The sequence below is a fragment of the Xanthomonas cannabis pv. cannabis genome (assembly GCF_000802365.1).
Classification (GTDB): Bacteria; Pseudomonadota; Gammaproteobacteria; order Xanthomonadales; family Xanthomonadaceae; genus Xanthomonas; species Xanthomonas cannabis.
In genome coordinates this window covers 1-23444 of sequence record NZ_JSZE01000004.1, presented here as the reverse complement: position 1 = coordinate 23444, position 23444 = coordinate 1, and the positions used below count along the sequence as shown (strand labels likewise).

Annotated in this window: 18 protein-coding genes; 7 read left to right on the top strand and 11 right to left on the bottom strand. The window is 66.4% G+C overall.

All coding sequences use genetic code 11. The features are described from left to right. Window positions 1-232: 232 nt before the first annotated feature. From OZ10_RS00950 to OZ10_RS00940, 3 genes are all read right to left on the bottom strand, one after another. The gene (locus tag OZ10_RS00950; RefSeq protein WP_039405639.1) at window positions 233-2620 is read right to left on the bottom strand and encodes a TonB-dependent receptor plug domain-containing protein; all 2388 of its coding nucleotides are present in this window, start codon (window positions 2618-2620) and stop codon (window positions 233-235) included. 274 nt (window positions 2621-2894) lie between these two features. Beyond that, the gene (locus OZ10_RS00945) at window positions 2895-3320 is read right to left on the bottom strand and encodes a VOC family protein (RefSeq protein WP_039405713.1); all 426 of its coding nucleotides are present in this window, start codon (window positions 3318-3320) and stop codon (window positions 2895-2897) included. Window positions 3321-3717: 397 nt separating this feature from the next. Then, window positions 3718-6099, bottom strand: coding sequence for a TonB-dependent receptor plug domain-containing protein (locus OZ10_RS00940; RefSeq protein WP_039405642.1), 2382 nt, complete (start codon window positions 6097-6099; stop codon window positions 3718-3720). Window positions 6100-6280: 181 nt separating this feature from the next. On the opposite strand from OZ10_RS00940, the gene OZ10_RS00935 reads away from it, so the two are divergent. After that, complete coding sequence (locus OZ10_RS00935) at window positions 6281-8200, top strand: ABC-F family ATP-binding cassette domain-containing protein (RefSeq protein ID WP_039563698.1); 1920 nt, start codon at window positions 6281-6283, stop codon at window positions 8198-8200. A gap of 452 nt (window positions 8201-8652) precedes the next feature. Here OZ10_RS00935 and ampR read toward each other — a convergent pair whose 3' ends face one another. Then, on the bottom strand, window positions 8653-9525 hold the full coding sequence (ampR, locus tag OZ10_RS00930) for a LysR family transcriptional regulator AmpR (protein ID WP_039405648.1): 873 nt from the start codon (window positions 9523-9525) through the stop codon (window positions 8653-8655). Between the two features lie 100 nt (window positions 9526-9625). Between ampR and bla the strand changes: the two genes are divergently transcribed. After that, on the top strand, window positions 9626-10519 hold the full coding sequence (gene bla, locus OZ10_RS00925) for a class A beta-lactamase (protein WP_039563697.1): 894 nt from the start codon (window positions 9626-9628) through the stop codon (window positions 10517-10519). Between the two features lie 135 nt (window positions 10520-10654). On the opposite strand, the gene OZ10_RS00920 is transcribed toward bla, so the two are convergent. From OZ10_RS00920 to OZ10_RS00900, 5 genes are all read right to left on the bottom strand, one after another. Further along, entirely contained in the window at window positions 10655-12823 is a 2169-nt protein-coding gene (locus OZ10_RS00920; RefSeq protein ID WP_039563696.1) for a phosphocholine-specific phospholipase C, read from the bottom strand. 337 nt (window positions 12824-13160) lie between these two features. Next, window positions 13161-15584: a TonB-dependent receptor gene (locus OZ10_RS00915; protein ID WP_039563695.1), complete on the bottom strand. Its 2424-nt coding sequence runs from the start codon at window positions 15582-15584 to the stop codon at window positions 13161-13163. A 259-nt stretch (window positions 15585-15843) separates the two neighbouring features. Continuing rightward, complete coding sequence (locus OZ10_RS00910) at window positions 15844-16299, bottom strand: protein tyrosine phosphatase family protein (protein ID WP_052209939.1); 456 nt, start codon at window positions 16297-16299, stop codon at window positions 15844-15846. Window positions 16300-16336: 37 nt separating this feature from the next. After that, window positions 16337-17113, bottom strand: coding sequence for a sulfite exporter TauE/SafE family protein (locus OZ10_RS00905; protein WP_236726934.1), 777 nt, complete (start codon window positions 17111-17113; stop codon window positions 16337-16339). A 5-nt stretch (window positions 17114-17118) separates the two neighbouring features. After that, window positions 17119-17463 (bottom strand): ArsR/SmtB family transcription factor, encoded by a 345-nt coding sequence (locus OZ10_RS00900; protein WP_039563693.1) that lies wholly within the window; start codon window positions 17461-17463, stop codon window positions 17119-17121. A gap of 85 nt (window positions 17464-17548) precedes the next feature. On the opposite strand from OZ10_RS00900, the gene OZ10_RS22770 reads away from it, so the two are divergent. The 3 genes from OZ10_RS22770 to OZ10_RS00885 are packed head-to-tail and all read left to right on the top strand — an operon-like array spanning window position 17549 to window position 19253. After that, complete coding sequence (locus OZ10_RS22770; protein WP_039563692.1) at window positions 17549-18424, top strand: MBL fold metallo-hydrolase; 876 nt, start codon at window positions 17549-17551, stop codon at window positions 18422-18424. Further along, entirely contained in the window at window positions 18421-18834 is a 414-nt protein-coding gene (locus tag OZ10_RS00890; protein WP_039563691.1) for a YeeE/YedE family protein, read from the top strand. The genes OZ10_RS22770 and OZ10_RS00890 overlap by 4 nt, the downstream gene beginning before the upstream one ends. 2 nt (window positions 18835-18836) lie before the next feature. After that, window positions 18837-19253: a DUF6691 family protein gene (locus tag OZ10_RS00885; RefSeq protein ID WP_039563689.1), complete on the top strand. Its 417-nt coding sequence runs from the start codon at window positions 18837-18839 to the stop codon at window positions 19251-19253. Between the two features lie 388 nt (window positions 19254-19641). Here OZ10_RS00885 and OZ10_RS00880 read toward each other — a convergent pair whose 3' ends face one another. After that, entirely contained in the window at window positions 19642-20886 is a 1245-nt protein-coding gene (locus OZ10_RS00880; protein WP_039563688.1) for an MFS transporter, read from the bottom strand. A gap of 424 nt (window positions 20887-21310) precedes the next feature. On the opposite strand from OZ10_RS00880, the gene OZ10_RS00875 reads away from it, so the two are divergent. After that, entirely contained in the window at window positions 21311-21622 is a 312-nt protein-coding gene (locus OZ10_RS00875; RefSeq protein ID WP_039413797.1) for an FmdB family zinc ribbon protein, read from the top strand. Between the two features lie 114 nt (window positions 21623-21736). On the opposite strand, the gene OZ10_RS00870 is transcribed toward OZ10_RS00875, so the two are convergent. Then, a complete protein-coding gene (locus OZ10_RS00870) occupies window positions 21737-22501 on the bottom strand; it encodes a DUF3011 domain-containing protein (protein ID WP_039563687.1) in 765 nt (254 codons plus the stop codon). A gap of 157 nt (window positions 22502-22658) precedes the next feature. On the opposite strand from OZ10_RS00870, the gene OZ10_RS00865 reads away from it, so the two are divergent. Continuing rightward, window positions 22659-23444, top strand: a 786-nt coding sequence (locus OZ10_RS00865) for an amino acid--tRNA ligase-related protein (RefSeq protein ID WP_039563686.1), incomplete at its 3' end; no start/stop codon positions are given.

Below are 23444 nucleotides of genomic sequence, written 5' to 3'. Positions count from 1 at the left end.
CTGCATGCCGCGCGTTGCAGTGGCGCAGACGGAGGCAGCGGCGGCGATCTGCAACGCCGGTGTGACGCGGCAGGCATCCTTGCCGGGCGCATCCGTGCGGGACCTGGCGATCCATCTGCGGTGTGACGCAATGGCCGGCACGTGCGTGGCGCACGCGCGATGGCGTTGGCAACGCATGGTCCTGCGTTGCCGTGCAAGGCAGGCGCCGGCCGCTACCGACCGGCGTAGCCCATCACCATTTGTAGTTCACGTTGGCGTAGACCAGCGCACCGTTGAAGCCGAACGGCGAGGCGCTGCTGTAGGGCAGGTAGGTGCGCGTGCCCAGGCCCGCTTCCTGGCGGTCCGGATATTCGTTGAGCACGTTGTCGCCACCGACGGTGAAGTTCCACGCGCCCAGCTTGTAGGACGCGGCCAGGTCCAGCGTCCACTTGGCCGCATAGGTCTGGTCGCTGCCGGCGTTGGTGCCGAAGGTGCTGAACTCGCCCCAGCGCGTGGCGGTGCCGGTGAACGACCAGTTGCCCGGCGACCACGTGCCGCCCAGGAAGAACTTGTCGCGCGGCGTGCCTTCGGTGATGCGGCCCAGTTCTGCGCGGCCGATGCGCACCGCTCCCGGGTCGATGGCTTCGAGTGCCGCCGGGTTGGCGGCGATGCGCTCGACTTCGGTCTTGTTGTAGTTGTAGCCGGTGGTCAGCTCCGCGCTGCCGCCATCCAGCGCCCAGCGGTAGGTGCCCACCGCATCCACGCCCTGGGTCTTGGTGTCCACCGCATTGGTGAAGTAACGCCCGCCACCGATGCCCGGGAAGCCGTTGGCCTGCAGATAGTTGCGCGCAGCGGTGGAGGTGAGATTCTCCGACAGCACGATGCGGTCATCGATATCGATGCGATAGGCATCGACGGTGATGTACAGGTTATCCACCGGCTGCAGCACCACGCCCAGGCCGTAGTTCTTGGATTCCTCGGCCTTGAGCGGCTCGGCGCCCAGTGCGATTGCGGCCGGGTTGTCGGTGCGGAAGGTGCCGATCTCGAACGGAATCGCCGTTACGCTGCCATTGGGCTGGGCCACGTTGAGGAACTGCGTGGCGATCGACTGGAAGTTCTGCTGCTGCAGCGACGGGGCACGGAAGCCGGTGGACGCGGTGGCACGCAGCGCCACCTTGTCGGTGAACGCGTAACGCAGCGACAGCTTGCCGGTGGCGGTGTCGCCGAAGTCGCTGTACTTCTCGTAGCGTCCGGCCAGGCCGGCCGACAGCTTTTCGGTGAGGTCCGCTTCCAGGTCCACGTATGCCGAGTGGCTGTTGCGGTTGTAGTAACCGGCATCGGAGAGCTTGAAGCCCGGGAATACCTGCGCGCCCGGAATCAACGCCCCGTTCGCGGAGGGAATCCCGCCATTGGCCGATGACGCCGCATCGCCCGGCGACTGGTTGAACTTCTCGCCGCGCCATTCCGCACCGAACGCCAGCGTGACCGGGTAGGCCAGGCCCCAATCGAGCGTCTTGGTGAAGTCGGCATTGAGCACGTTCTGCGTCACTTCCAGCGTACCGGCGTGGAAGTCGGTGGGGCTTGCCAGCCCCAGGCTGTTGTTCAAGCTGTTGCGCACATCGAAGGTGAGATTGTTCTGGCCGTAGTTGTAGCTCAGATCGATGTTCAAGCCGCCTTCGGTGGAGGTCTTCAATCCGCCCACCCACGAGACATCCTTGCTGACGTTGTAGATCTGCGGCAGGAAGCCGTCCGGATAGATTTCCGGGCGGTTGCGGTTGTCGCCGGCGAAACGGAAATAGCCGTTGGACAGCACTTCGCGCCGGCTGACCATGCCGAACGAATAGAAGGTCAGGTAATCGGTAGGGCTGTATTCGCCGTTGAACGAGATGGCGCCCTGGTCGATCTCGGGGTCGCCGTAGCGCTGCTCCACGCGGCCGCCGAACGGCAGCGCGCGGTTGGTCTGGTCCGAATGCCCGGCCTGCGCGGCCAGGTGCACCTTGCCGGTGCCGGCGAAGCTGAAGCCGGCATCGCCGGAGAGCTGATACTGCTCGCCGTCGCCGGCGCTGTACTTGCCGTAGCGGCCATTGACGCTGCCGCCTTCGCCGCTGCCCTTGAGCACCACGTTGATCACGCCGGCAATCGCGTCCGAGCCGTATTGCGCCGACGCGCCATCGCGCAGCACTTCGATGCGCTCCACCGCCGCGATCGGAATGGTGTTGAGGTCGGCCGGCGATGAGCCGCGGCCCTGGGTGTCGTTGAGGTTGATCAGCGCAGTGCTGTGATAGCGCTTGCCGTTGACCAGTACCAAAACCTGATCCGGCGACAGGCCGCGCAGCTGCGCCGGGCGCACTGCGTCAGAACCGTCGGAGATGGCCGGGCGCGGGAAATTCAGCGAGGGGATCGCGCGTGACAGCGCGGTTGCCAACTCGGTGGTGCCGGTCGATTCCAGTGCCTGTGGCGAGATGATGTCGATCGGCGATGCCGATTCGGCCACGGTGCGGTCGGCCACACGGGTGCCGGTGACGATCAGTGTGTCGAGGGTTTTCTGCGCGGGAGCCTGTGACTGCGCGGCTGCGGTTGAAGCGGAAAACGACAAGGCGACAACGACAGCGACTGCGAGTGGACTGGACTTGCAATTCATGCGGTGACAACTCCGAGTGGGGAACGGATGCAGCGCAGTGGGCCCCCTCCCAGGCCGCGTCCGTGGCGGCAGCTGCGGTGCGTTCCCAACCATTAACCACGTGTAACCGCGTGTCAAATTTTGGTTACGTTGCGCGTGCAACCGTCATCGGAAATATGCTTATGAAAACGGTGCCAGCTTGCACCACGGTGATGCATCGCTTGCACCGGACCTACTGCCCCGCGGGTTTGCTTGCACCATCATGGACATCGATAAGAGATATGAAAGTTCTGCATCAGAACGTGATTTGCACCATCTCGGCACTGCGTTGCGCAGGCCCATGGAAGACCGCTTCGATGTTGTTGCCATCCGGATCGAGCGCAAACGCCGCGTAATAGCGCGGGTGATAGGAGCGCACGCCCGGCGCACCGTTATCGCGACCGCCGTGGGCGAGTGCGGCCTGATGGAAGGCGTGCACCATGGCGATGTCGCGGGCCTGGAAGGCCAGATGATGGCGGCCGGTCAGGACGCCTTGCGCGACGGTGTGCCGGTCGGAAACGAACAGTTCGTCGGCCCAGAAAAACCCATCGCCCTCGCCGCCGATCGGGACGCCGAGCGCATCGAGTACGGCCTGATAGAAGCGTCGGCTTGCCGGCAGGTCCTGCACCACCAGATGCAGGTGATCGATCAAGCGACCGCGACACACGTTCGATGCGTCCATCTGCATGCTCCGGCAATGACAGGAACACCGCTCATACCACGGCGCAGGCGCAGGCGCCGTCATCGTTCCGGCTGGTATGCGGACGGCGCGGCGAGGTGCCGCGTGCTAACGGAAGCGCCGTGTGCACGTCGGCTCGTGCGATGCAGCCCTCAGCCGGCGCCTGCGGCCGCTGACGCGTGTGTCGCATCTGCCTGAACGCACACGCCCCGGACAGGGCCGGGGCGTGTGGTCGAACGACAACGGCGAAGCTGCAGCGCTGACGCCAGCAAATGCGTCAGCGTGCCCGCATCGCAAGGCACGGTCGGCGTTGCCAGATCCGCTGCGCCACGCGCAGTGCAGGCCGTCGTTGCCGCACCTCGCGAAGGCAGCGGCGCTTGCCGCTGCCTGCACGCATCGCTCACCAACGGTAGTTGATGCGCCCGTACACGTACGCACCGTTGAAGCCGAACGGCGACAGGTTGCTGTACGGAAACTGCCCGCTGGTGGAGTTGGCGAAGTTGTTCTCGTCCGGGTATTCGTCCAGCAGGTTGTCCGCGCCCAGCGTCAGCGTCCAGCGGTCGACCTTGTAGCTGGCCGAGGCATCCAGCACCCACTTGGCACCGAAGGTCTGGTCGTTGATCGCCGCCGCCGGGCGGGTGCTGTACTTGCCATAGCGCGTCGCGCCCAGCGCCAGCGTCCAGTGCTCGGAGTTCCAGCTGCCGTTGATCAGGAACTTGTCGCGCGGGAAGCCTTCTTCGATACGGCCACGTTCGGTGCGGTCGATACGCTCCAGGCTCAGCCCGTTGGCCGACAACGCCGCCGGGTTGGCCGCCACGCTGCGCACCTCGGTTTCCGAGTAGTTGTAACCGGCGGTCAGGTCCACGCTGCTGGCTGCAAGCTGCCAGCGATAGCTGCCCACCACGTCCACCCCGCGCGTGCGCGTGTCCACCGCGTTGGTGAAGTAACGTCCGCCGTTGATGCCGAAGATGCCCTGCGCTTCCAGCAGGCTGCGCACGCCGGCACCGGTGAGGTTGGACGACAGCACGATGCGGTCGTCCACATCGATCTGGTATGCATCCACCGTGAGGTAGAGCGCATCGGTGGGCTGCAGCACCAGGCCCAGGCTGTAGGACAGGGACGTTTCCGCATCCAGCGGCTCGGCACCGAAGGCACGCGCCACGGTACTGTCGGCCGGGAAGGTGCGGATCTCGAATGGATTCGGGTTACCGGCCAGGAAGGTGGTGCTGGTGGACTGGAAATACTGCTGCGCCAGCGACGGTGCACGGAAGCCCGACGACACCGTGCCGCGCAGGGCGATCTTGTCGGTGAACGCATAGCGGCCCGACAACTTGCCCGAGGCCTGGCTGCCGAAGTCGTCGTAGTCCTCGTAGCGACCGGCCAGGCCGGCAGAGAACTTGTCGGTGAAGTCGGCTTCGATATCGGCATACAGCGCATAGCTGTTGCGCGAGTACTGGCCCGACACACTCGGCGCGAAACCGCCGAAGCCCTGCGCGCCACCGGCCAACGTACCCGCCTGGAAATACGAGCCCACTTCGCCCGGCGACTGGTTCCACTTTTCGTTGCGGTATTCGGCGCCGAAGGCCACCGTCACCGGATAGGCCAGACCCCAGTCGAAGCCGCGCTTGATGTCCAGGTTGACGATGTTCTGGGTGGTCTCCAGCGCGCCGTCGTAGAACGAGGTGGGCGAGGTCGGCCCCAGGCTCACGTTGAGCGTGTTGCGGGTGTGGAAATCGATGCGGTTGTAGCCGTAGTTGTAGCTGGCATCCCAGTCCCAATCGCCGGCGGTGGAGCCGCGCACGCCGGCGACCAGCGAGCGGTCCTTGGCGTAGCTCTGGATCTCCGGCAAAAAGCCCTGCGGGTAGACCGACAGGATGTTCTGGCTGCTGCCCGGCGCGCGGAAGAACGCGAACGAGGTGATGTCGCGGTTGCTGGCGGTGGCAAATGCATAGCCGGTGATGCTGTCGCTGAACTGGTACTCGGTGTTGAGCGAGGCAGCCTGGGCATTGACGTCCGGGTCGCCGATCTTGAACGCCTTCTGGCCCACGGCCGGCTGCGAGACGCTGGGCGCGCCGGCATAGCCGCGTGCGCGGTCGGTTGGGTCTTGCTGGTTGAGTTGGGCGGCCACATGCAGCCAGCCGCGGTCGCCGCCATAGGCCACGCCGGTGTCGCCGGACAGCTCGTAGTTGTTGCCGTCGCCGGCCGAATACTGGCCAAATCCGGCCTGCAGGCTGCCGCCCTTCTCCGCGCCCTTGAGCACGATGTTGACCACGCCGGCGATGGCGTCGGAGCCGTATTGCGCCGAGGCGCCGTCGCGCAGCACTTCCACCCGCGCGATCGCCGCCACCGGGATGGTGTTCAGATCCACCGCCGCGGCGCCGCGGCCGATGGTGCCGTTGAGGTTGAGCAGCGAGGAGGTGTGGCGGCGCTTGCCGTTGACCAGCACCAGCACCTGGTCCGGCGACAGACCGCGCAGCTGCGCAGGGCGGATCGCGCTGGTGCCGTCGCTCAGCGCCGGGCGCGGAAAGTTCAGCGAGGGCAGGGCGCGCGCCAGCGCGGTCGCCAGCTCGGGGGTGCCGGTGGCCTGCAGCGACTCGGCGCTGATGATGTCGATCGGCGACTGCGATTCGGCCACGGTGCGGTCGGACACGCGGGTGCCGGTGACGATCACCGTGTCCAGGGTGTTGGCGGTTGCCGGGGCGGCGGCGTCCTGTGCCAGGGCCGGCGCGGCAAGCAGTGCAGCGACCACGGCGGTCGCAAGCGAGGAAAGGGGGATGGTCATGACAACTCCGAAAACTGTGGGGCCGTGTGCGGCCGCTAAAGGCTAGGCAGGGGGGGGGCGCGAGCGGGCGAAGACGGCGGCGGCCTACCTGAAGGCGCTAATTATTCGTTAACGCTAGAATGGCGTCGCAGGAATGCTGCTCATCTGCTCATTCCTTTTCGTTCTATCGGACTGTCCATCAATGATTTCCCTGCGCAACTTCTCCATGCGACGCGGCGAGCGTCTGCTGTTGTCCAACGTCGACCTGACCATGCATGCCGGCTACCGCGTCGGCGTGGTGGGCCGGAACGGCACCGGTAAGTCGAGCCTGTTCGCCGCGGTGAAGGGCGAGCTGGAGGCCGACAAGGGCGACGTGGACCTGCCCGGCAAGGTGCGCACCGCCAGCGTTTCGCAGGAAACCCCGTCGCTGCCCGACCCAGCGCTGTCGTTCGTGCTTGGCGGCGATATCGAGGTGTCCGCGGTGCTGCAGGAAGAGGCCGACGCGACCGCGCGCGAAGACTGGGAAGCGGTGGCCAACGCGCACCAGAAGATGGCCGAGCTCGGCGCGTACGACGCCGAGGCGCGCGCCGGCAAGCTGCTGCACGGCCTGGGCTTCCCGGCCGATACGCACCACCGCGCGGTGTCGTCGTTCTCCGGCGGCTGGCGCGTGCGGCTGAATCTGGCGCGTGCGCTGATGATGCCCAGCGACCTGCTGCTGCTCGACGAACCGACCAACCACCTGGACATGGACGCGGTGCTGTGGCTGGAGCAATGGCTGCTCAAGTACCCGGGCACCTTGTTGCTGATTTCGCATGACCGCGAGTTCCTCGACAACGTCGCCACCCATACCCTGCACCTGCACGGCGGCACCGCCAAGCTGTATGTCGGCGGCTATACCGATTTCGAACGCCAGCGCATCGAGCACCTGCGCCAGCAGCAGATCGCCCACGACAAGGAACAGGCAGAACGCGCGCATCTGCAGAGCTTCATCGACCGCTTCAAGGCACAGGCCAGCAAGGCGACGCAGGCGCAGAGTCGCATGAAGCGCCTGGCCAAGATGGCCGGTACCGAAGCGGTGCGCGCCGAGCGCGAATTCCGCATCCAGTTCGCACAGCCCAATCGGCTGCCGTTTTCGTTGATCCGCTTGAATCATGTGCAGGCCGGCTATCCGGCTCCGACCTCCCTTCCCCCGCGTGCGGGGGAAGGTGCCCGAAGGGCGGATGGGGGCGACGCTGCCACGGTCATCCTGCACGACGTCGGGTTTGGGTTGGAGGCGGGCGACCGCATCGGGTTGCTGGGGCCCAATGGCGCCGGTAAGTCGACGCTGGTCAAGACCTTGGTGGGCGAGTTGGCGCCGTTGGCGGGAGAGCGCAGCGCGCATCCGGACCTGCGTATCGGTTACTTCGCCCAGCACACCGTGGAGTCCCTGCACGAAGGCCAATCGCCGATGGACCATTTCCGCGACCTGTCGCCGGATGGTTCCAACCAGGCGTTCCGCGATTTCCTGGGTAAATGGAATTTCGCCGGCGACCGCGCGTTCGAGGTGGTGGATGGTTTCTCCGGCGGCGAGCGCGCGCGTCTGGCGCTGGCGCTGATCGCCTGGCAGCAGCCCAACGTGCTGTTGCTGGACGAACCGACCAACCACCTGGACCTGGAAATGCGCGAGGCGCTGGCCGAAGCGCTGAGCGACTTCGAAGGTGCCATCGTGATGGTCTCGCACGACCGCCATCTGATCGGCCTGGTTTGCGACAGCTTCTGGCGCGTGGCCGATGGCGTGGTCGAGCCATTCGCCGGCGATCTGGACGAATACGCCGCCTGGCTGCGTAGCCGCCCGACGGCGCAGGGCACCAAGCAGAAGATGGCCGAAGCGGCACCGACCCCGCCACCGCCGACCAAGCCATTGCCGCCGAAGAAGGCCGTCAACCCGCACAAGCTGGCCAGCGCCGAAAAGCGCGTCGGCGAGCTGGAGGCGGCGCTGGCCGCGCTGGATCGTGAGCTTGCCAACCCGGGCAACTATGCCGACAGCGACAAGATGGCGGTGCTGGGGCGCGACCGCGAAACAACGGCGCAGCAGCTGGCCGCCGCCGAAGCGGCCTGGATGGAGCTGATCGACGGCGCGTAAGGCAGGACGAGATGATGCTGCTGCGTGTTGATCGTGCTGATCGATCGCGCTTGCCGTAGGTGGTTTTCAGCGGTGCACGGCTTTGATGGTCTGCATCATGCGTAGACGGAGCAGTGTCTGGACCGAGCATGTGCCGCTCATCGGGTGTGCCATGAGCTCGGGTGGGTAGGGCAGTCGCCGCAGAATGCGTTGCGCTTCGCGCCCGCACCCTCATGCGGCGCTACGCGCCACCGTCTCCCCCATGAAGGAGGACAATGTCCGGGCGGGAGAAGGGCGCAAGCCGCAGCTCTGGTGATGAAACGCCCCTCTCCCTGCTGCAGAGGGGTTGGGGTGCGGGTGCGGCGGAAGACAGCCATCCTGATGGAGGGGCCAGGTGAGCTGCGGCGTAGCCATCGCATAGGAGAGGCTGTGTCGAGTGCACGCAGGCAATCACCACTGGAACGCACCCAACGTCACCCCAGCCTTTGCTCCACCAGCAACCATGCAAGTAACCTCCTCCCCGCCTCACTCTCAGGCCGCGAACGTAGCCGCGTCAGCCAGTAGCGTCCCGCATCGATCGTGATCGGGAACGGGCAGACCAGGCGCCCGGCATCCAGGTCCTGGCGAAACATCGGCAATGGCAACAACGCCACGCCGGCGCCGGCTGCCGCGGCGCTGGCCAGCGTCAACGACGAATCGAACATGGCCCCACGCGCGGGCACGCTCGCCGCCCCCGCGGCACGAAACCACTGCGGCCACTCATCCAGCCGATACGAGCGCAGTAACGGCACCCGCGCCAGATCGGCCGGCGTGTGCAGGCCGCGCGCCATGCTGGGCGCGCACACCGGCGCAAACGGTGCCTCCATCAGCGCATGCGCGATCTGGCCCTGCCAGTCGCCATCGCCGAAACGGATCGCCAGATCCAGCCCTTCGCCGGCCAGATCGACCCGGTTGTTGTGGGTGGACAGGCGTAATTCGATATCCGGATGCGCGGCATGAAAGGTCGGCAATCGCGGCAGCAGCCAGCCGGTGGCGAAGGTGCCCACCACGCCCACGCTGAGCACCTCGCGATAGCGCCCATCGGCGAAGCGCTCCAGGGTGGCGGCGATGCGGTCGAAGGCCTCGCCCAGCACCGGCGCCAGCGCCGCGCCCTCGTCGGTCAGCGCCACCCCGCGTGGCAGGCGGTGGAACAGGCTGGTGCCCAGCTGTTGCTCCAGCGCCTTGATCTGGTGGCTGAGCGCGGCCTGGCTCACGCACAGCTCGTTTGCCGCACGGGTCAGATTTTGATGGCGGGCGGCGGCTTCGAACGCGCGCAGGGCATTGAGCGGGAGGCGGGGGCGGGGCATCGGGAGAGATTAGTTCAATTCATGTCTGGGATCGAAACATCGCGATGGTCGGCTGCGCCATGCGCATCGATACTGCGGGCTCCCTCAAGGAGGCAGACGCATGTTGAATCGGCGAGAGTTCTTGTACGCAACCGGCGCAGGCATGCTGTTTGCGGCGTCCAGACCCGCACTGGCGCTCAGTCCGGCGGTGAATATGGACGACATGCTGCGGGCACAGTGGGCGGACATCGAACGTGGCACCGGTGGTCGCCTGGGCATCAGCCTGCTCGGCAGCGCCCCCGGCTGGCGCCTCGGGCAGCGCGAGAACGAGCGCTTTCCGATGTGCAGTACCTTCAAATTTGTATTGGCTGCCGCGGTGCTGCGGCGGGTGGATCAGGGCAAGCTCACGCTGACGCAACCGGTCAAGATCCGTGCCGCGGACATGCTTGAGCATGCTCCGGTCACCAAGCGGCATGTCGGCGGCACGCTGAGTGTCGGCGAGCTGTGCCGGGCCACGATGATCCACAGCGACAACCCGGCCGCCAACCTGTTGTTCCCGCTGGTCGGCGACCCGGCCGGATTGACCGCCTTCCTGCGCAGCATCGGCGATACCAAGACCCGCAGCGACCGCTACGAGCCGGAGATGAACGGGTTCGCCCCCGGCGAGCTGCGTGACACCACCACGCCTGCTGCGATGGCGTCCACGCTGCGTACGCTGCTGCTTGGCGATGCGCTGCAGCCTGCCTCGCGCAAGCAGCTGACCGACTGGATGATCGACAACCGCACCGGCGACGACTGCCTGCGTGCGGGGCTCACGGCCGACTGGAAGATCGGCGACAAGACCGGTAGCAACGGCACCGATACCCGCAACGACATCGCCATCCTCTGGCCGCCGAAGGGCCAGCCGCCGCTGCTGCTGGCGACGTACTTGAACGGCGCCAAGGTAGACGCTGCTGCACGCGATGCGGCGCTGAAGGCAGTCGCGGTCGCGGTGCGGGAATGGTTTGAAAGGTGAGCCTGCCGAAGCGACACGTGGCGATAGCGGCGCATGTCGATTCGGCAGGCACAATTGCGGCGAGGGAGGTTGCGACGTTCCTCCACGCAGCAGCGGTAATGCGGAGCGATGGTTGCCGCTGGCCAGCGGCAACATTCAACCTGGCACGGCCACTCGGCCCAGCGCATCGATCGCGACAGGTCTTTCCTGCTGCAACCGCGCCGGTCCACCCATGGCGGGATCGCTGACGCTGTCGGCGCCGGTTTCGATGCGACCTGCCAGGCGCTGGGCCGCGCAGTCGTGGTGCACCCACAGGTCGTACCAGCCGCCGGTTGCTGCCGCTTTCCAACGGCGCTGCTTGGTCGCGCCGGGCGCAATGCTGAGGCGCTGGTGCGGCTGCGCGGCTGCATACGCGCCTGGTTGCAGCTTCACCTGCACGGCAGTGCTGCCGCCATTGCGTAGCGATAGCAACACGGATGTGGCGTCGTCCGGATCTTGGCTGATCTCGGCCATCAGCAACGGGGCACTCAGGTCGCCGCGATAATGGCGATGGAATCCGTTGGGGCCGATCAGCCACAGATCGTAGCGGCCATCGCAGGTGCTCCAGTCGGCTCCCAGGATGGCGCCGGTGCCCACCGTGTAGCGGCGCGGCACCGCCGCCAGGTCGTAACGGTCATAGATCTGCAGTACCACCGTTGCACCGCTGTTGCCCATGCGTAGCCGCACCTCGCCGCGCTCCTGTGCATGTGCCAGTTGCACGCTCGGGCGATACGGCAAGGGGCGCGAGCGGCGCACGCCGAACGCTTGCACAGGCGGCTGCAAAGTAGACGGCAGCGGCGGCAGCGTGTGCTCGCGCAGGGCCGCTGCACGCGCTGCAGCGTCGCCCACATCGGGCAGCGCCGCGGCGAACGTGCGTGCATCGGCGCTGCGGAAATCGAACGCGTTGGTCAGATCGCCACACACCGCACGCCGCCACGGCGTGATCTCCGCTGCGGGCACGCCGAAGCGGCGTTCCAGCAAACGCAGCACCGAGGTGTGGTCGTACACCTGCGAGTCCACCCAGCCACCACGGCTCCATGGCGAGATTACATACATCGGCACGCGCGGCCCCAGCCCGTACGGGCGCCCGCGTAGCTCGGGCAGATCCACCTTCTGCTCGCCTGGCGCCGGGTGACGGTGGTAGTCGTCGTCGGTGGCGATGCTGGATGCGCCGGCAAATCCACCGGCGGCGCGCGCATCCGGCGACGGCGGTGCGGGCGGCGGCATGTGGTCGAAAAAGCCGTCGTTCTCATCGAACATCAGCAGCAGGGCCGTGCGGCTCCATACCGCCGGATCGGCGGTGAGCGCATCCAGCACGCCTGCAGTGTAGGCCGCGCCCTGGGCGGGGCTGGACGGATCGGGGTGCTCGCTGCCGGCCGCATCGGCGATGACAAAGCTCACCGACGGCAGCCGGCCGCCCAACACGTCTGCGCGGAGCTGCTGCACTCCACGCGTGCTGATGCCACGCGCACGCAATTGCGCATCGTGGCCAGGGCTGTTGCGGTACGCCTGCCGAAACGCGTCGAAGCCGGCCAGAGGGTTGTCGGTGAAGTTGTCGGCCATGTCCTGATAGATCTGCCAGGACACACCGGCGTTCTGCAGTGCTTGGACATACGTGGCCCAGCGATACGGCTCGGCAAAGCCGCCCAGCTCAGGAAAGTTGTCGTGCGAATTGCCGATCACCGGACCGCCTGCGCGCGCCTGCGGATCGTTGCCGCCGGTCCACAGGAACACGCGGTTGGAATTGGTGCCGGTCTGGATCGAGGCGTGGTACGCATCGCAAATGGTGAAGGCATCGGCAAGCCCGTACTGGAAGGGAATATCCGCGCGCCGGTAATAGCCCAGCGCATGGTCGCGCTTGGCGGCGGCCCAATGTCCGAGCCGGCCATGGTCCCAGGCCTGTTGCGCAGCCGGCCAGCTGTGCGGTGTGCCCTTGACGCGCATGAAGCCGAACTGCGCGGCGGTGTCCAGTGCAAACGGCGTCAGCCATTGCTTGCCGTCCTCGCTGGGTTGCAACCACACCGTGCGCGAGGACGCACCCGGCAGCGGCGGGGCTGGAATCGGAAAGCGATCGCCGAACCCGCGCACGCCGGGCAGGGCACCGAAGTAGTGATCGAACGCGCGGTTTTCCTGCATCAGGATCACCACGTGCTGCAGGTCGTTGAGCGTGCCGCTGCGACGGTCGGGTGCGATGGCGGCGGCCCGCGCGATGCTGGGAGGCAGCAGCGCGGCGGCGGCGCCGGCAAGCCCGGTCTGCAGAACGCGGCGGCGGGGAAGATCGATCATCGTGTCACCTGGTGGGCTGAACCCTCACGAGTCCCTTCCACCGCCTGCGGGGGAAGGTGCCCGAAGGGCGGATGGGGCATGGTCGGCATAAGCAGCTAGTTGCAGGCGTAGGCGCGGGCTTTCTGGACCCCCGGTGTCTAAGCCCCGCCGGCCCCGCCCTCATCCGGCGCTACGCGCCACCTTCTCCCGCCAGCGGGAGAAGGGAAACGCTGCCTTCCACCGCCTGCGGGGGAAGGTGCCCGAAGGGCGGATGGGAGCGCAGTACCCGCACCTAAAAATCTCTGACTAGCGTAAGTCAGCAGCAGCGCCCGTGCACCACGCACCGGTCGATCCGCCGTTACAGATCCAGCGTCAGCGTCAAACCGACCGTGCGCGGCGCCGCGATGAACGCGCTGTCGCTGCCGTCCACGCCTTCCAGGAAGCGTTTGTCGGTGAGGTTGCTGACATTGAGTGCCAGCAGCAGGCCGGTGAGCTGCGACGATAGCTGCGACAGCTCCACCCCCAGGTTCGCATTGAAGGTCGTCACACCATCGAGCGCGGCGCGGTTGGACGCGTCCAGATAGCGCTTGCCCAGGTAGCGTCCGGACACGCCGAAGCGCCAGGCCTGGCCGCGCCAGTCCGCCGACATCACCAAGGTGTTGCGCGGCTGGCCGATCACCTGCGCACCGGGGGTGATCTCCAATGCGGTATCGCGCGCGGCATCGCCGCTGCCCAGATAATCGGCCTTGTTGTAGGTGTAGGCACCGTTGATGCGCCAACCGTTGTCCCAGCCGTAGCCCAGCGCTGCTTCCACGCCGCGTGCATGCACGCCGCCGAAGTTTTCGTACACGCCATCGGTTTCGCCCAGGTAGTCGATGCCGCTGACGAAGTTGGCCGGCACATACACGATGCGGTTGTCGAAACGGATGTCGTACAAGGTCACGCTGCCGGTCAACGGCCAGCGGCTGATGCGAAGGCCAAGTTCGACGTTGTCGGCGGTTTCCGGTTTGACCCGGCTTAGTGCGATCGGGTCGGTTTCGCCCAGCACCCCGGAGGGGATGGCGGCAAAATTCTGCGAGTAACCGGCATAGGCTTCCAGGCCCTGCAGCGGCGTGGTCCAGGTCAGGCCGGCCGACAGCAGCGGGTCCGAATGCGCATCCGATTCCACATGCTGCGCCTCGCCAATGCGGCGGTCGCGGGTCTGGTCCAGGAAGAACTGCTTCACGCCCACGCGCCAGGCAAACGCGCCGTAACGCATCACATCTTCCACGTAGTACATCTGTTCGTCGGTCTGGTAGTTGTCCTTGAACTGCACCCAGTACGGCTGATGATCGAAGCTGATATTGGTGCCGACATTGAGCAGGCGGTGCCAGTCGCGGGTGACGCTGCGCTCAAAGCGCTCCAGCCAGGCACCGGCGCGCACGGTGTTGTCGATGGCGCCGAGATCGGCACGCCATTCCACATCGGCCATCGCGCCGGCGCGGTGGTTGTCGTAGTGGCTGTGGCGGTACGACTGCACCGGTACCGAGCCGGCCGGGTAGCAGGCTGGATTGGATTCGGCCGGCACCGCATCGCTACCGGCGCAACCGGCCAGCATCGTCGCGGCCGCGCCGCCGGGGGTGAGGTAATACAGCTTGCCCAGGTCGCTGCCGGCATACACGGTGTTGCCGCCGCGCGCTTCGGATTCCGCTGCGCCGGCGCCGTCGTTGGTGACGTCCGCCAGATACGGCGGAATCCAGTCGCCACGGCCTTGCATGCGGTGCGCGTAGCCGGTCAATGTGGTCTTGAAGCCGTTGCCGCCATCGAAGGCGCCGCGCAGGTAGCCAAACGTGTTTTTGCGCAATGCACGCGAGCCGGAGCGGTAGTTCTGGTCCAGGTAGGGAATGCCGGTGAGCCTGCCTGTCAGCAGGTCGTGTTCGGGATCGCGCGCGAACTGCTCCGGCGTCACGCTGGTGTATTCGGATTCGTCGGCATCGTCGTAGGACGCGTAGCCGCTGAGCGTCCACTTGTCCAAGGCGCTGACGAATTTGCCGGCCAGGTGATCGCGGCTGGTGTGGCCGCTACCGTCGATCCAGTCGTCGTTGCGCGCCGACGAGCCGCTGATCCAGGCGCGCGTGTTGCCGCCGAGCAGGCCGGTGTCGTAGCGCGCGTAATACTTGCGCGCCTGGTTGTCGCCGATGCCGCCGATCACCCGCACACGCTGGGTGTCCAGCGGTTCGCCGGTGAGGTAATTCAAGGTGCCGCCCAACGCTTCGTTCGAGCGCGATGCGATGTCGGCGGTGCCCTGGCTCACTTCCACCGTTTCCAGATCCGGCATGTCGATGAAGCGATTGGCCTTGGAGCCGCCGCCATAGGCCGAGCCGCCATTGGGCACGCCGTCGATGGTAGTGCCGATCTGCTGGGTATCGCGATTGCTGACGAAGCCACGCATGCTGATCTGGGTGCCCCAATCCGACGAGCCGAAGGCATCGGCCTCGGTGACCACCACGCCGGGCAGTTCGTTGAGCGCATCGTTGACGCTGCCGAGCACGAACTGGCGGTCCAGCATTTCCTTGCTGACGGTGGTCTTGGAATACGTCATCGCCTGGCCGACCACCTGCACCTGGTCCAGCGTGGACACTTGCTCGCCAGTGCCAGTGCCAGTGCCATTGCCGTCTGCAAGCGGCGCGGATGGTGCGGCGTCGTCGGGAGCCTGTTGTGCGTATGCGGGAAAGGTCAGCGGAACCAGCAGCAAGGCAAGCGTGGCCGGATGGCGCACGCGCGGGCGGGACATCGAATCCATTGCAATCCAGCGGGCGGGGAAGGGAATGGCCGCAGCCTGCCGCGCTTGCGTTGCGTGATGATGACCGCGCAACCGATGCGGCTGCGATCACTCAATGGACGCAGCCCCTGGGTCGGCTACCAGGGCGACCGTCTGCCGCTCTCCGGGCGTCGACGCGGTATGGTGCTCTGGCATGAGATGCCAGAGGTGGCGCAGCCCCAGGTGCTGGAAGGGCTTCGCCCTCATGGCTTTTTGAGGGCGCAATCAACGAATCATAAGCCTATTCACAGCGTGGGTCAGCGCTGCGTACCTGGGTTTGAGCAAGTGCGATCACGGCCGGTTCCAGTGTCTTCAGGCCGGCCGCGCGTCCACCTTCGAGTGCCGCGGCAAGCGCTGTTCCCCGGTTGAACACCTGGTCAAGCGTAACCATCGCACCTACGCGGTTGGAGCTGGCGCAGTGGATCAAGACGTCGCCCTCGAGGCGGGCCTGATCGAGCATCCGCCCGAACGCACGTATCCGCGTGGGGTCAAGATCACTGGCGTCGGCGATCGGTAGCGATGCGTAACGCAGGCCAAGTCGATCAGCCTCCATCGCTTCGTCGTAGTCCACCGGCTCCTCGGGTGCGCGCAGGTTGATCACCGTTCGCACACCCTTGCGGGCGAGCTCCGCCAATTCAAACTGCGTCGGTTGGCCGCTGGCGTAATGGCCTTTGGCAAACAGTATGGGGGTCGTCATTGAATGGCCTCAGGCAGCACGTGGGCGGGCGTTGCGCTTAGAGCCAGCCAAACGCGCTGGCAGCACGCAACAGCATGTAGAGCGCAACAACAACGATCAGGCCGGCGAGTACGAGATTGAGCAGGCCATTGCGGTGGGCCAGGCGCGTGGCCAGACGCGCGCCCAACAGGCTGCCGACCGCCCCACCGCCGATGAAGATTCCAGCCAACGACCAGGCGACCAAGCCGGAGCTCGCGTAACTCACGGCGGTTGTCAGGCCAAACGCGCTGACCGCCACCAGTGAGGAGCCGACCGCAAACAGAATCGGCATGCCGGTCGACGCGATGAGGCCCGGAACGACCAGAAAGCCCCCGCCGATGCCAAAGAAGCCAGAGGGCAGGCCGGTGGCAGCACCGGACCCCAGCAGCTTGGGCGCATTGCTACCGTTGAACATCACAGAAGGGTCACCTCCGCGGCCGCGCGAGCGCACCATCATGCCGGCCACGGCCAGCATCAACAGGGCAAACAGGGCAAGCAACTTCTGCCCATCCATCGTCTTGCCCAGCGTTGCACCGAACCATGCGCCCACGACGCCGGCTGTCGCAAATGCCGCTGCACAGCGCCATTTGACGTTGTGCTTGCGAGCATGAGTGGTCAGGCCAATCAGCGCGTTGGCTGCTACAGCCAGTGCGCTGGTTCCGATCGCCACGTGCGGATCGTGCACGCCCACCAGATAGACCATGAGCGGTACCGCCAGGATCGAGCCGCCACCGCCGACCAGCCCAAGCGTGAACCCCACTGCGCCTCCCGCCAGCGCGGCCAGCACGATTTGCAGTGAGGTCACTGGCTGGATTCCTGGCCAACGCAATACGCGGCGCACAACGCATCGATGACGCTCACAGCCGGGCCCTCGGCAAGCGCGTAGTAGATGGTCTGCGACTCGCGGCGCGTGGTGACAAGGGCCATCTCGCGCAACACCGCAAGATGCTGCGAGAGCGCCGACATGCTCAGGCCCGTGATTGGCTGCAGGTCCCCCACCGAGGATTCACCCTCGACAAGCTGGCAGAGCACGAGCAGGCGCGCCGGGTGTGCCAACGCCTTGAGCAGCGCTGCCGCTTCATCGGCATAGCGCAACATCTGTTCGGGAGACGGGATCGCCCTCTTTTGCTTCGGTGAACGGCTCATGGCTGCTTACTTTGGAATTTGCTTGAAAATAGGTGTAGGAAGATCTAATTTAGATAACTCTAAATAAAAGAGCAAGAGAATCCGGATGAATCCGCAAGTTCAAAGCTTCCACGATTCAGCAACGTCCACCTTCACGCATTTGGTGTATGACCAGGACGGCGGACGGTGCGCCATTGTCGACCCGGTATTGGACTACGACCCAGCCCAGGCACGGACCCGGACCACATCGGCAGATCGCGTGCTTGCGTTCGTGGACCAGCACGCCCTGCGCCTGGACTGGATCCTGGAGACCCATGCGCACGCCGATCACCTGACCGCTGCGGCCTACCTCAAGCGCAGGACCGGAGCGCGCGTGGCCATCGGCCATGGCATTACCCGTGTACAGGAACGTTTCAAGACGTTGTTCGGGCTTGAGCCTGAGTTTGCGCCAGATGGTCGGCAATTCGACCGGTTGTTTGCCGATGGAGAGACGTTTGCGATCGGCCAACTGCAGGCGCGTGCAATCGCCACGCCGGGTCACACCGATGACAGCCTCACCTATCTCATCGGCGATTCGGCGTTCGTGGGTGACACGGTGTTTGCTCCCGAAACAGGAACTGCGCGGGCAGATTTCCCGGGTGGCGATGCGCGCAAGTTGTATCGCTCCATCCACACGCTATTCGATCTGCCGCGTGATACGCGCCTGTTCCTTTGCCACGACTATCCGTCTGCCGGACGCCAGGCGCACGCGCAGAGCTCGCTGAAAGAGCAGGCGCAGCGCAATGTGCATGTTGGCGGTGGAACAGACGAAGCTGCATTCGTGAAGATGAGGACCGAGCGCGATGCCACCCTGGCAGCGCCCAAGCTGATCCTTCCCGCCTTGCAGGTGAATATCCGTGCGGGCGAGTTGCCCCCGGCTGGCGCCAATGGCATCCGGTACTTGCGGCTTCCTTTGAACCAGTTGGGAGTCGACGCATCGTGACATGGCTCATCACCCTTTCCGGTGGCGTACTGATCGGCCTGTCCGCAACGCTTCTGCTCTGGCTGAATGGTCGCATCGCCGGCGTCAGCGGAATCCTGGCCGGCCTGCTGTTTCCAAAGGCAGGGGATGTGTGGTGGCGGGCGATGTTTCTGCTTGGCTTGATCGTCGCCGCGGGCCTCTACCTGCGGCTGGTTCCAGGTGCGCCGCTGCCACGTAGCGACCATGCTCGCCAGGGTCTGATTGCCGCCGGTCTGCTGGTAGGCCTGGGCACCCGTATGGGCAATGGCTGCACCAGCGGTCACGGCGTGTGCGGCCTCGGTCTTTTTTCGCTGCGCTCCGCGGCCGCAGTCCTTACGTTCATGATGACCGCGATGGCGACGGTGTTCGTCGTCAGACACCTCTGGAATTGACGATGAAGAAGCGTTCGTTTGCGGCCTTGCTGTCCGGTGTGCTGTTCGGGCTGGGGCTGGCGATGTCCGGCATGACCGATGCGCGCCGCGTCCTCGGTTTCCTCGACGTGTTCGGCCAGTTCGACCCATCCTTGGGCCTGGTCCTCGGCAGTGCCGTTGCTACCACCGCCATCGCGTTCCGCTTCGTGCTACGCCGCAACAGGCCCGTGTTTGCCGAGAGGTTTCAACTGGCCGGCGCGCGAGCGGTAGACCGCCGGTTGCTGGCCGGGGCAGCACTGTTCGGAATTGGTTGGGGTCTTGCCGGCTATTGCCCGGGGCCTGCGCTTGCCGGGCTGGGAACAGGCTCTGTGGAGGCCTTGTGGTTCGTGCCCGCGATGCTTGCTGGAATGTTGATGCACCGCGCCCTTGACCGCGCGTGACACTTGTACGGCCCAGCCTTCGGTGCGACGTGTGGCTGTGTCGCCGCGGCGGCATCGCAACGGCGCCGGGATGCCTTGCCAGGTGTAAGCACAGTACAGGGCGCATTTGCTGCTTGCGCGATACGTCCGAGCAGGCAGACGCTCGGTCGGTATCCAGGCTGCCGGGCATTTCCGACGGCGGGACGATGCTGGAGCAGCCATGGCGGTTGCCGCTTGTCCGATCCACGCACACCACCACCGCCAGGGAGGGCTTGCCGCTCGCCGTCGCGGGCCTGTCCGTGGCGCGGCGGGCAATCAAAGCGCCCTGGAGGTCGTTGCGGCGTGTGCCGCGACGATGGATGCGCAAGGATCCGCCGCCATGCAGCGGGGCGTACGAAACGCGCTGTCGTCAGCTGCGCGTGCTGCGCGGTGCCACTTCGGCCTGTTGCGTTTCCGGCATCAATTCCAGCGCCGACGGCGTGGTGCGCAGCATCGGGCGGAACGCAATGGGGTGGGTGCGACGGCGTGCAAACCGCAGCAGCCGCGACAGCGTGAAGCCGGCCAGCGCCAGCAGCATCACCGCAAAGTAGACCGGCAAGGCGGCCGGGCCGAACTTCTGCATCGCTCCGCCGGCCAGCGCCGGGCCGATGGCCGCGCCCACCCCATGCACCAGCAGCAGGCTGCTGCAGCCGGACAACAGGTCCTCGCGCGGCAGATAGTCCAGCATGTGCGCAACCGCAAACGGGTACAGCGAAAACGCCAGCCCGCCATAGACGAAAAACAGCACGAACAACACGGTGGTCTGCGTCTGCACCATCGGCATGGCGGCAGCGATGGCGATACCGGCGGCCAGTACGCTCACCGTGACCAGGCCGATGCGGCGGTCATGCCCGTCGCTGATGCGCCCGATCGGCCATTGCAGCACCGCACCGCCCACGATGGCAGCGAGCATGAACATCGCCACGCCGTCGGCATCCAGCCCGATGCGGTTGGCGTACACCGGCAGCAGGCCCCAGAACGCGCCCATTGCCAGGCCGGACAGGCCGGCGCCAATCGTTGCCACCGGCGCCAAGGCGTATAGTGTTTTCAGTCGCAGGCGCGAGACCTGCGGTACCTCGGGCGGGATCAGCCGCGTGGTCATCACCGGCATCACCGCCGCACAGAACAGGATCGCCGTCAGCGTGAACATTGCCGGTGCGCCTGCATCGCCGATGGTCAGCAGGATCTGCCCCAGCGCCAGCGCCGACAGATTGATCGCCATGTATACCGAGAACACCCGGCTGCGCCGACGCGCATCCGGCTCGGCGTTGAGCCAGCTTTCGATCACCGTGTACAGGCCTACCAGCGCGGCGCCGGTGACCAGGCGCAACACGCCCCAGCCCCAGGGATCGAGCCAGATCGGATGCAGCAGCACCGCAATCGCCGCAAGCGATGCGTAGAACGCGAATGCACGGATATGTCCGATGCGGCGGATCAACGGCGGCGCGAAGAACGTGCCGAGGAAGAAACCGGCGAAGTAGCCGGACATGATCAGGCCCAGCGCACGCGCATCGAAGCCGGCCTGGCCACCGCGCACGGCGAGCAAGGTGCCAAGCAGCCCACTGCCGGTCAGCAGCAGGGCAACGCCGAGCAATAAGGCAGTCAGCCGCAGCATGGATGCGGCCCTCGTGGGGGGAAAGGCGCGTCGATCACATGTTCGAGTGTAGCAGCCCGGGCAGTGCGGCTCAGTCCGGATCTCGCCGCGCGCAGCCTGCAGCAGCGGTCGCACGCACGGGCGCATGTCCACGAACTGCAGCGCATGTGGGTGCGGATGGGCGACCCGCGCACGCAGTGCCTCGGTTGCCACGGAGCAGTCGGACCGGGTGATCGCGTGGCGGCTGTCGTATTTGCCGGCGTGCCTGTCTCAACCGGCTGGCCACTGCGGCATCCCACTGCGTCGCCGGCGTCTCCGCGCATCACGCAGTGCGACGTGCCAACGCATCACGCCCCATCTTCGCGCGCACCGGTTGGTCATTGCGCCGACGCACCCGCATCCGTCTAGAATCTGCGCCCCTGCATCGTCTTCCTCATCTTCTGCCATGCCCATCTACGCGTTCCAGTGCACCACCTGTGGCCATTCGTTCGACCGCCTGCAGAAGATGGCAGACCCCGACCCGCAGAGCTGCCCGGCCTGCGCCGCGGCCACGATCAAGCGCCAGGTCACCGCGCCGTCGTTCCGCTTGTCCGGCAGCGGCTGGTACGAGACCGATTTCAAGTCGGCTGGCGAAAAGAAGAAGAACCTCACCGACAGCAGCGCAGGCGGCGAGGCCAAGCCGGCCGCGGCCGGCGACAGCAAGCCAGCGGCTGCGCCGGCCGCAGCGGCGGCGAAGCCGGCATCCGGCGCGGCGTGACGGCGACCCTGCCAGGCGGCGGCACCTGCACGACTTGCGCGACGAAAACGACACAGGCCGGTCCACGCCGGACCGACCTGTGGATTCCCGCCTGCAACGGCCCGCGTTCAACCCTCAGCGGGCGTCGAACCGCGCGCGGCAACCGTCGTTGACCCAGACGGTCGAGCGGCGCGGGTCGTAGCCCCAGGTGCGGCCTTCCTCGCAGCGCGTGTCCGACAGCTGGCGGGTCAGCACAGGGCGGCCGGCGCCCACGTCCCAGTCGCAGGTGCGCAGGCGGCGGTCGTCGCTGCTGCAGGTCACCGAGTAATCGCCGCGAGGGCGACCGCCGCGGTCGTCCCGATCCCAGCCGCCGCCACGGGCCTGCGCAAAGTCGGCCCGGCAGCCGTCGTCCACCCAGATGCGGCCTTGTTCCTGATGCCAGTTGCGTCCCTCCACGCAGGGGGTGCCGGAGAGCTGGCGCACGATCATGGCGCGCCGCCAACCGGTATTGCAGACCGCCTGGCGCTGGTCGCGGCTCTCGCAGCGCACCGTGCCGGCCGCGGCGTTGCCGGGGCGATCGTCGCCGCCGTTCCAGCCACCACCGACCCAGCCTCCGCGGGCCTCGGCAAAGCGGCCGCGACAGCCGTTGTCCACCCAGATCCGGCCGCGGTCGCTGCCCCAGTTGCGCCCTTCGATGCAGCGCGTGCCTGAGATGTTCTCTACCAGCGCGGCGCGCCCACGGAACGGGGTATCGCATTCGCGGCGGCGGTTGTCGTTGCTGGAACAGGTGACCGTCTGGCCGTTCCAGCCACGGTCCTGCGCGGCGGCGGGACGGATGGCCAGCGCGCCACCGAAGGCGAGGAGGCTGAAGCCGGAGATCAGCAGGGCGGTGCGCAGCATCGTGGCGTCCTTGGTGCGGGAGGGGCGTGGCGCCTATTCAGCCGGGCGCCGACTTAAGCGCCGGTGACCGCCGCCGCATTTGCTCCTGCCGGCCGCCGGCCCCAGAATATCCGGCTTTCCGGCGCCGTCCTGCGTCGGGTTTTCAGCGGAGCTTTCGATGCGTACCCACTTCTGCGGCCTGGTCGACGAGACCATGATCGGCCAAACCGTCACTCTCGCCGGCTGGACCGACGTGGCCCGCAATCTGGGCGGGGTGTGCTTCATCGACCTCCGCGACCACGAAGGCATCGTGCAGGTGACGGTGGAGCCGGTGGCCGGCGACGACGCCAGCGCAGAGCTGTTCAAGGTGGCTGCCAGCCTCGGCTACGAGGACGTGCTGCAGGTCGAAGGCGTGGTGCGTGCGCGCCATGCGGTCAACGACAAGCTGCGCACCGGCAAGGTAGAAGTGATCGCCACGCGCATCAGCATCCTCAACAAGGCCGCGCCGCTGCCGTTCCACGCGCACGAGAACCCCGGCGAGGACACCCGCCTGAAATACCGCTATCTGGACCTGCGCCGTCCGGAAATGCAGCGCATGCAGCGCACCCGCATCAAGCTGGTGCAGGCGCTGCGCCGGCACCTTGATGCGCGCGATTTCCAGGACATCGAAACCCCGATCCTGACCAAGGCTACTCCGGAGGGCGCGCGCGACTTCCTGGTGCCGGCGCGCATGCATCCGGGTGAGTTCTACGCCTTGCCGCAGAGCCCGCAGCTGTTCAAACAGATCCTGATGGTGGCCGGCTTCGACCGCTACTACCAGATCGCACGCTGCTTCCGCGACGAAGCGCTGCGCGCCGATCGCCAGCTGGAATTCACCCAGCTCGACATGGAGTTCGCCTTCGTGCGCGAACGCGACGTGCAGGATTTCGTCGAGGACATGATCCGCGCCATCTTCAAGGAAGTG

What these genes read in the sequence shown, in the direction of transcription:
- OZ10_RS00900 (WP_039563693.1), bottom strand. Translation starts at nt 17,463, where the DNA reads ATGAGCCGTTCACCGAAGCAAAAGAGGGCGATCCCGTCTCCCGAACAG.
- OZ10_RS00950 (WP_039405639.1), bottom strand. Translation starts at nt 2,620, where the DNA reads ATGAATTGCAAGTCCAGTCCACTCGCAGTCGCTGTCGTTGTCGCCTTG.
- OZ10_RS22770 (WP_039563692.1), top strand. Translation starts at nt 17,549, where the DNA reads ATGAATCCGCAAGTTCAAAGCTTCCACGATTCAGCAACGTCCACCTTC.
- OZ10_RS00875 (WP_039413797.1), top strand. Translation starts at nt 21,311, where the DNA reads ATGCCCATCTACGCGTTCCAGTGCACCACCTGTGGCCATTCGTTCGAC.
- OZ10_RS00945 (WP_039405713.1), bottom strand. Translation starts at nt 3,320, where the DNA reads ATGGACGCATCGAACGTGTGTCGCGGTCGCTTGATCGATCACCTGCAT.
- OZ10_RS00870 (WP_039563687.1), bottom strand. Translation starts at nt 22,501, where the DNA reads ATGCTGCGCACCGCCCTGCTGATCTCCGGCTTCAGCCTCCTCGCCTTC.
- OZ10_RS00940 (WP_039405642.1), bottom strand. Translation starts at nt 6,099, where the DNA reads ATGACCATCCCCCTTTCCTCGCTTGCGACCGCCGTGGTCGCTGCACTG.
- ampR (WP_039405648.1), bottom strand. Translation starts at nt 9,525, where the DNA reads ATGCCCCGCCCCCGCCTCCCGCTCAATGCCCTGCGCGCGTTCGAAGCC.
- OZ10_RS00915 (WP_039563695.1), bottom strand. Translation starts at nt 15,584, where the DNA reads ATGGATTCGATGTCCCGCCCGCGCGTGCGCCATCCGGCCACGCTTGCC.
- OZ10_RS00935 (WP_039563698.1), top strand. Translation starts at nt 6,281, where the DNA reads ATGATTTCCCTGCGCAACTTCTCCATGCGACGCGGCGAGCGTCTGCTG.
- OZ10_RS00920 (WP_039563696.1), bottom strand. Translation starts at nt 12,823, where the DNA reads ATGATCGATCTTCCCCGCCGCCGCGTTCTGCAGACCGGGCTTGCCGGC.
- OZ10_RS00885 (WP_039563689.1), top strand. Translation starts at nt 18,837, where the DNA reads ATGAAGAAGCGTTCGTTTGCGGCCTTGCTGTCCGGTGTGCTGTTCGGG.
- bla (WP_039563697.1), top strand. Translation starts at nt 9,626, where the DNA reads ATGTTGAATCGGCGAGAGTTCTTGTACGCAACCGGCGCAGGCATGCTG.
- OZ10_RS00880 (WP_039563688.1), bottom strand. Translation starts at nt 20,886, where the DNA reads ATGCTGCGGCTGACTGCCTTATTGCTCGGCGTTGCCCTGCTGCTGACC.
- OZ10_RS00910 (WP_052209939.1), bottom strand. Translation starts at nt 16,299, where the DNA reads ATGACGACCCCCATACTGTTTGCCAAAGGCCATTACGCCAGCGGCCAA.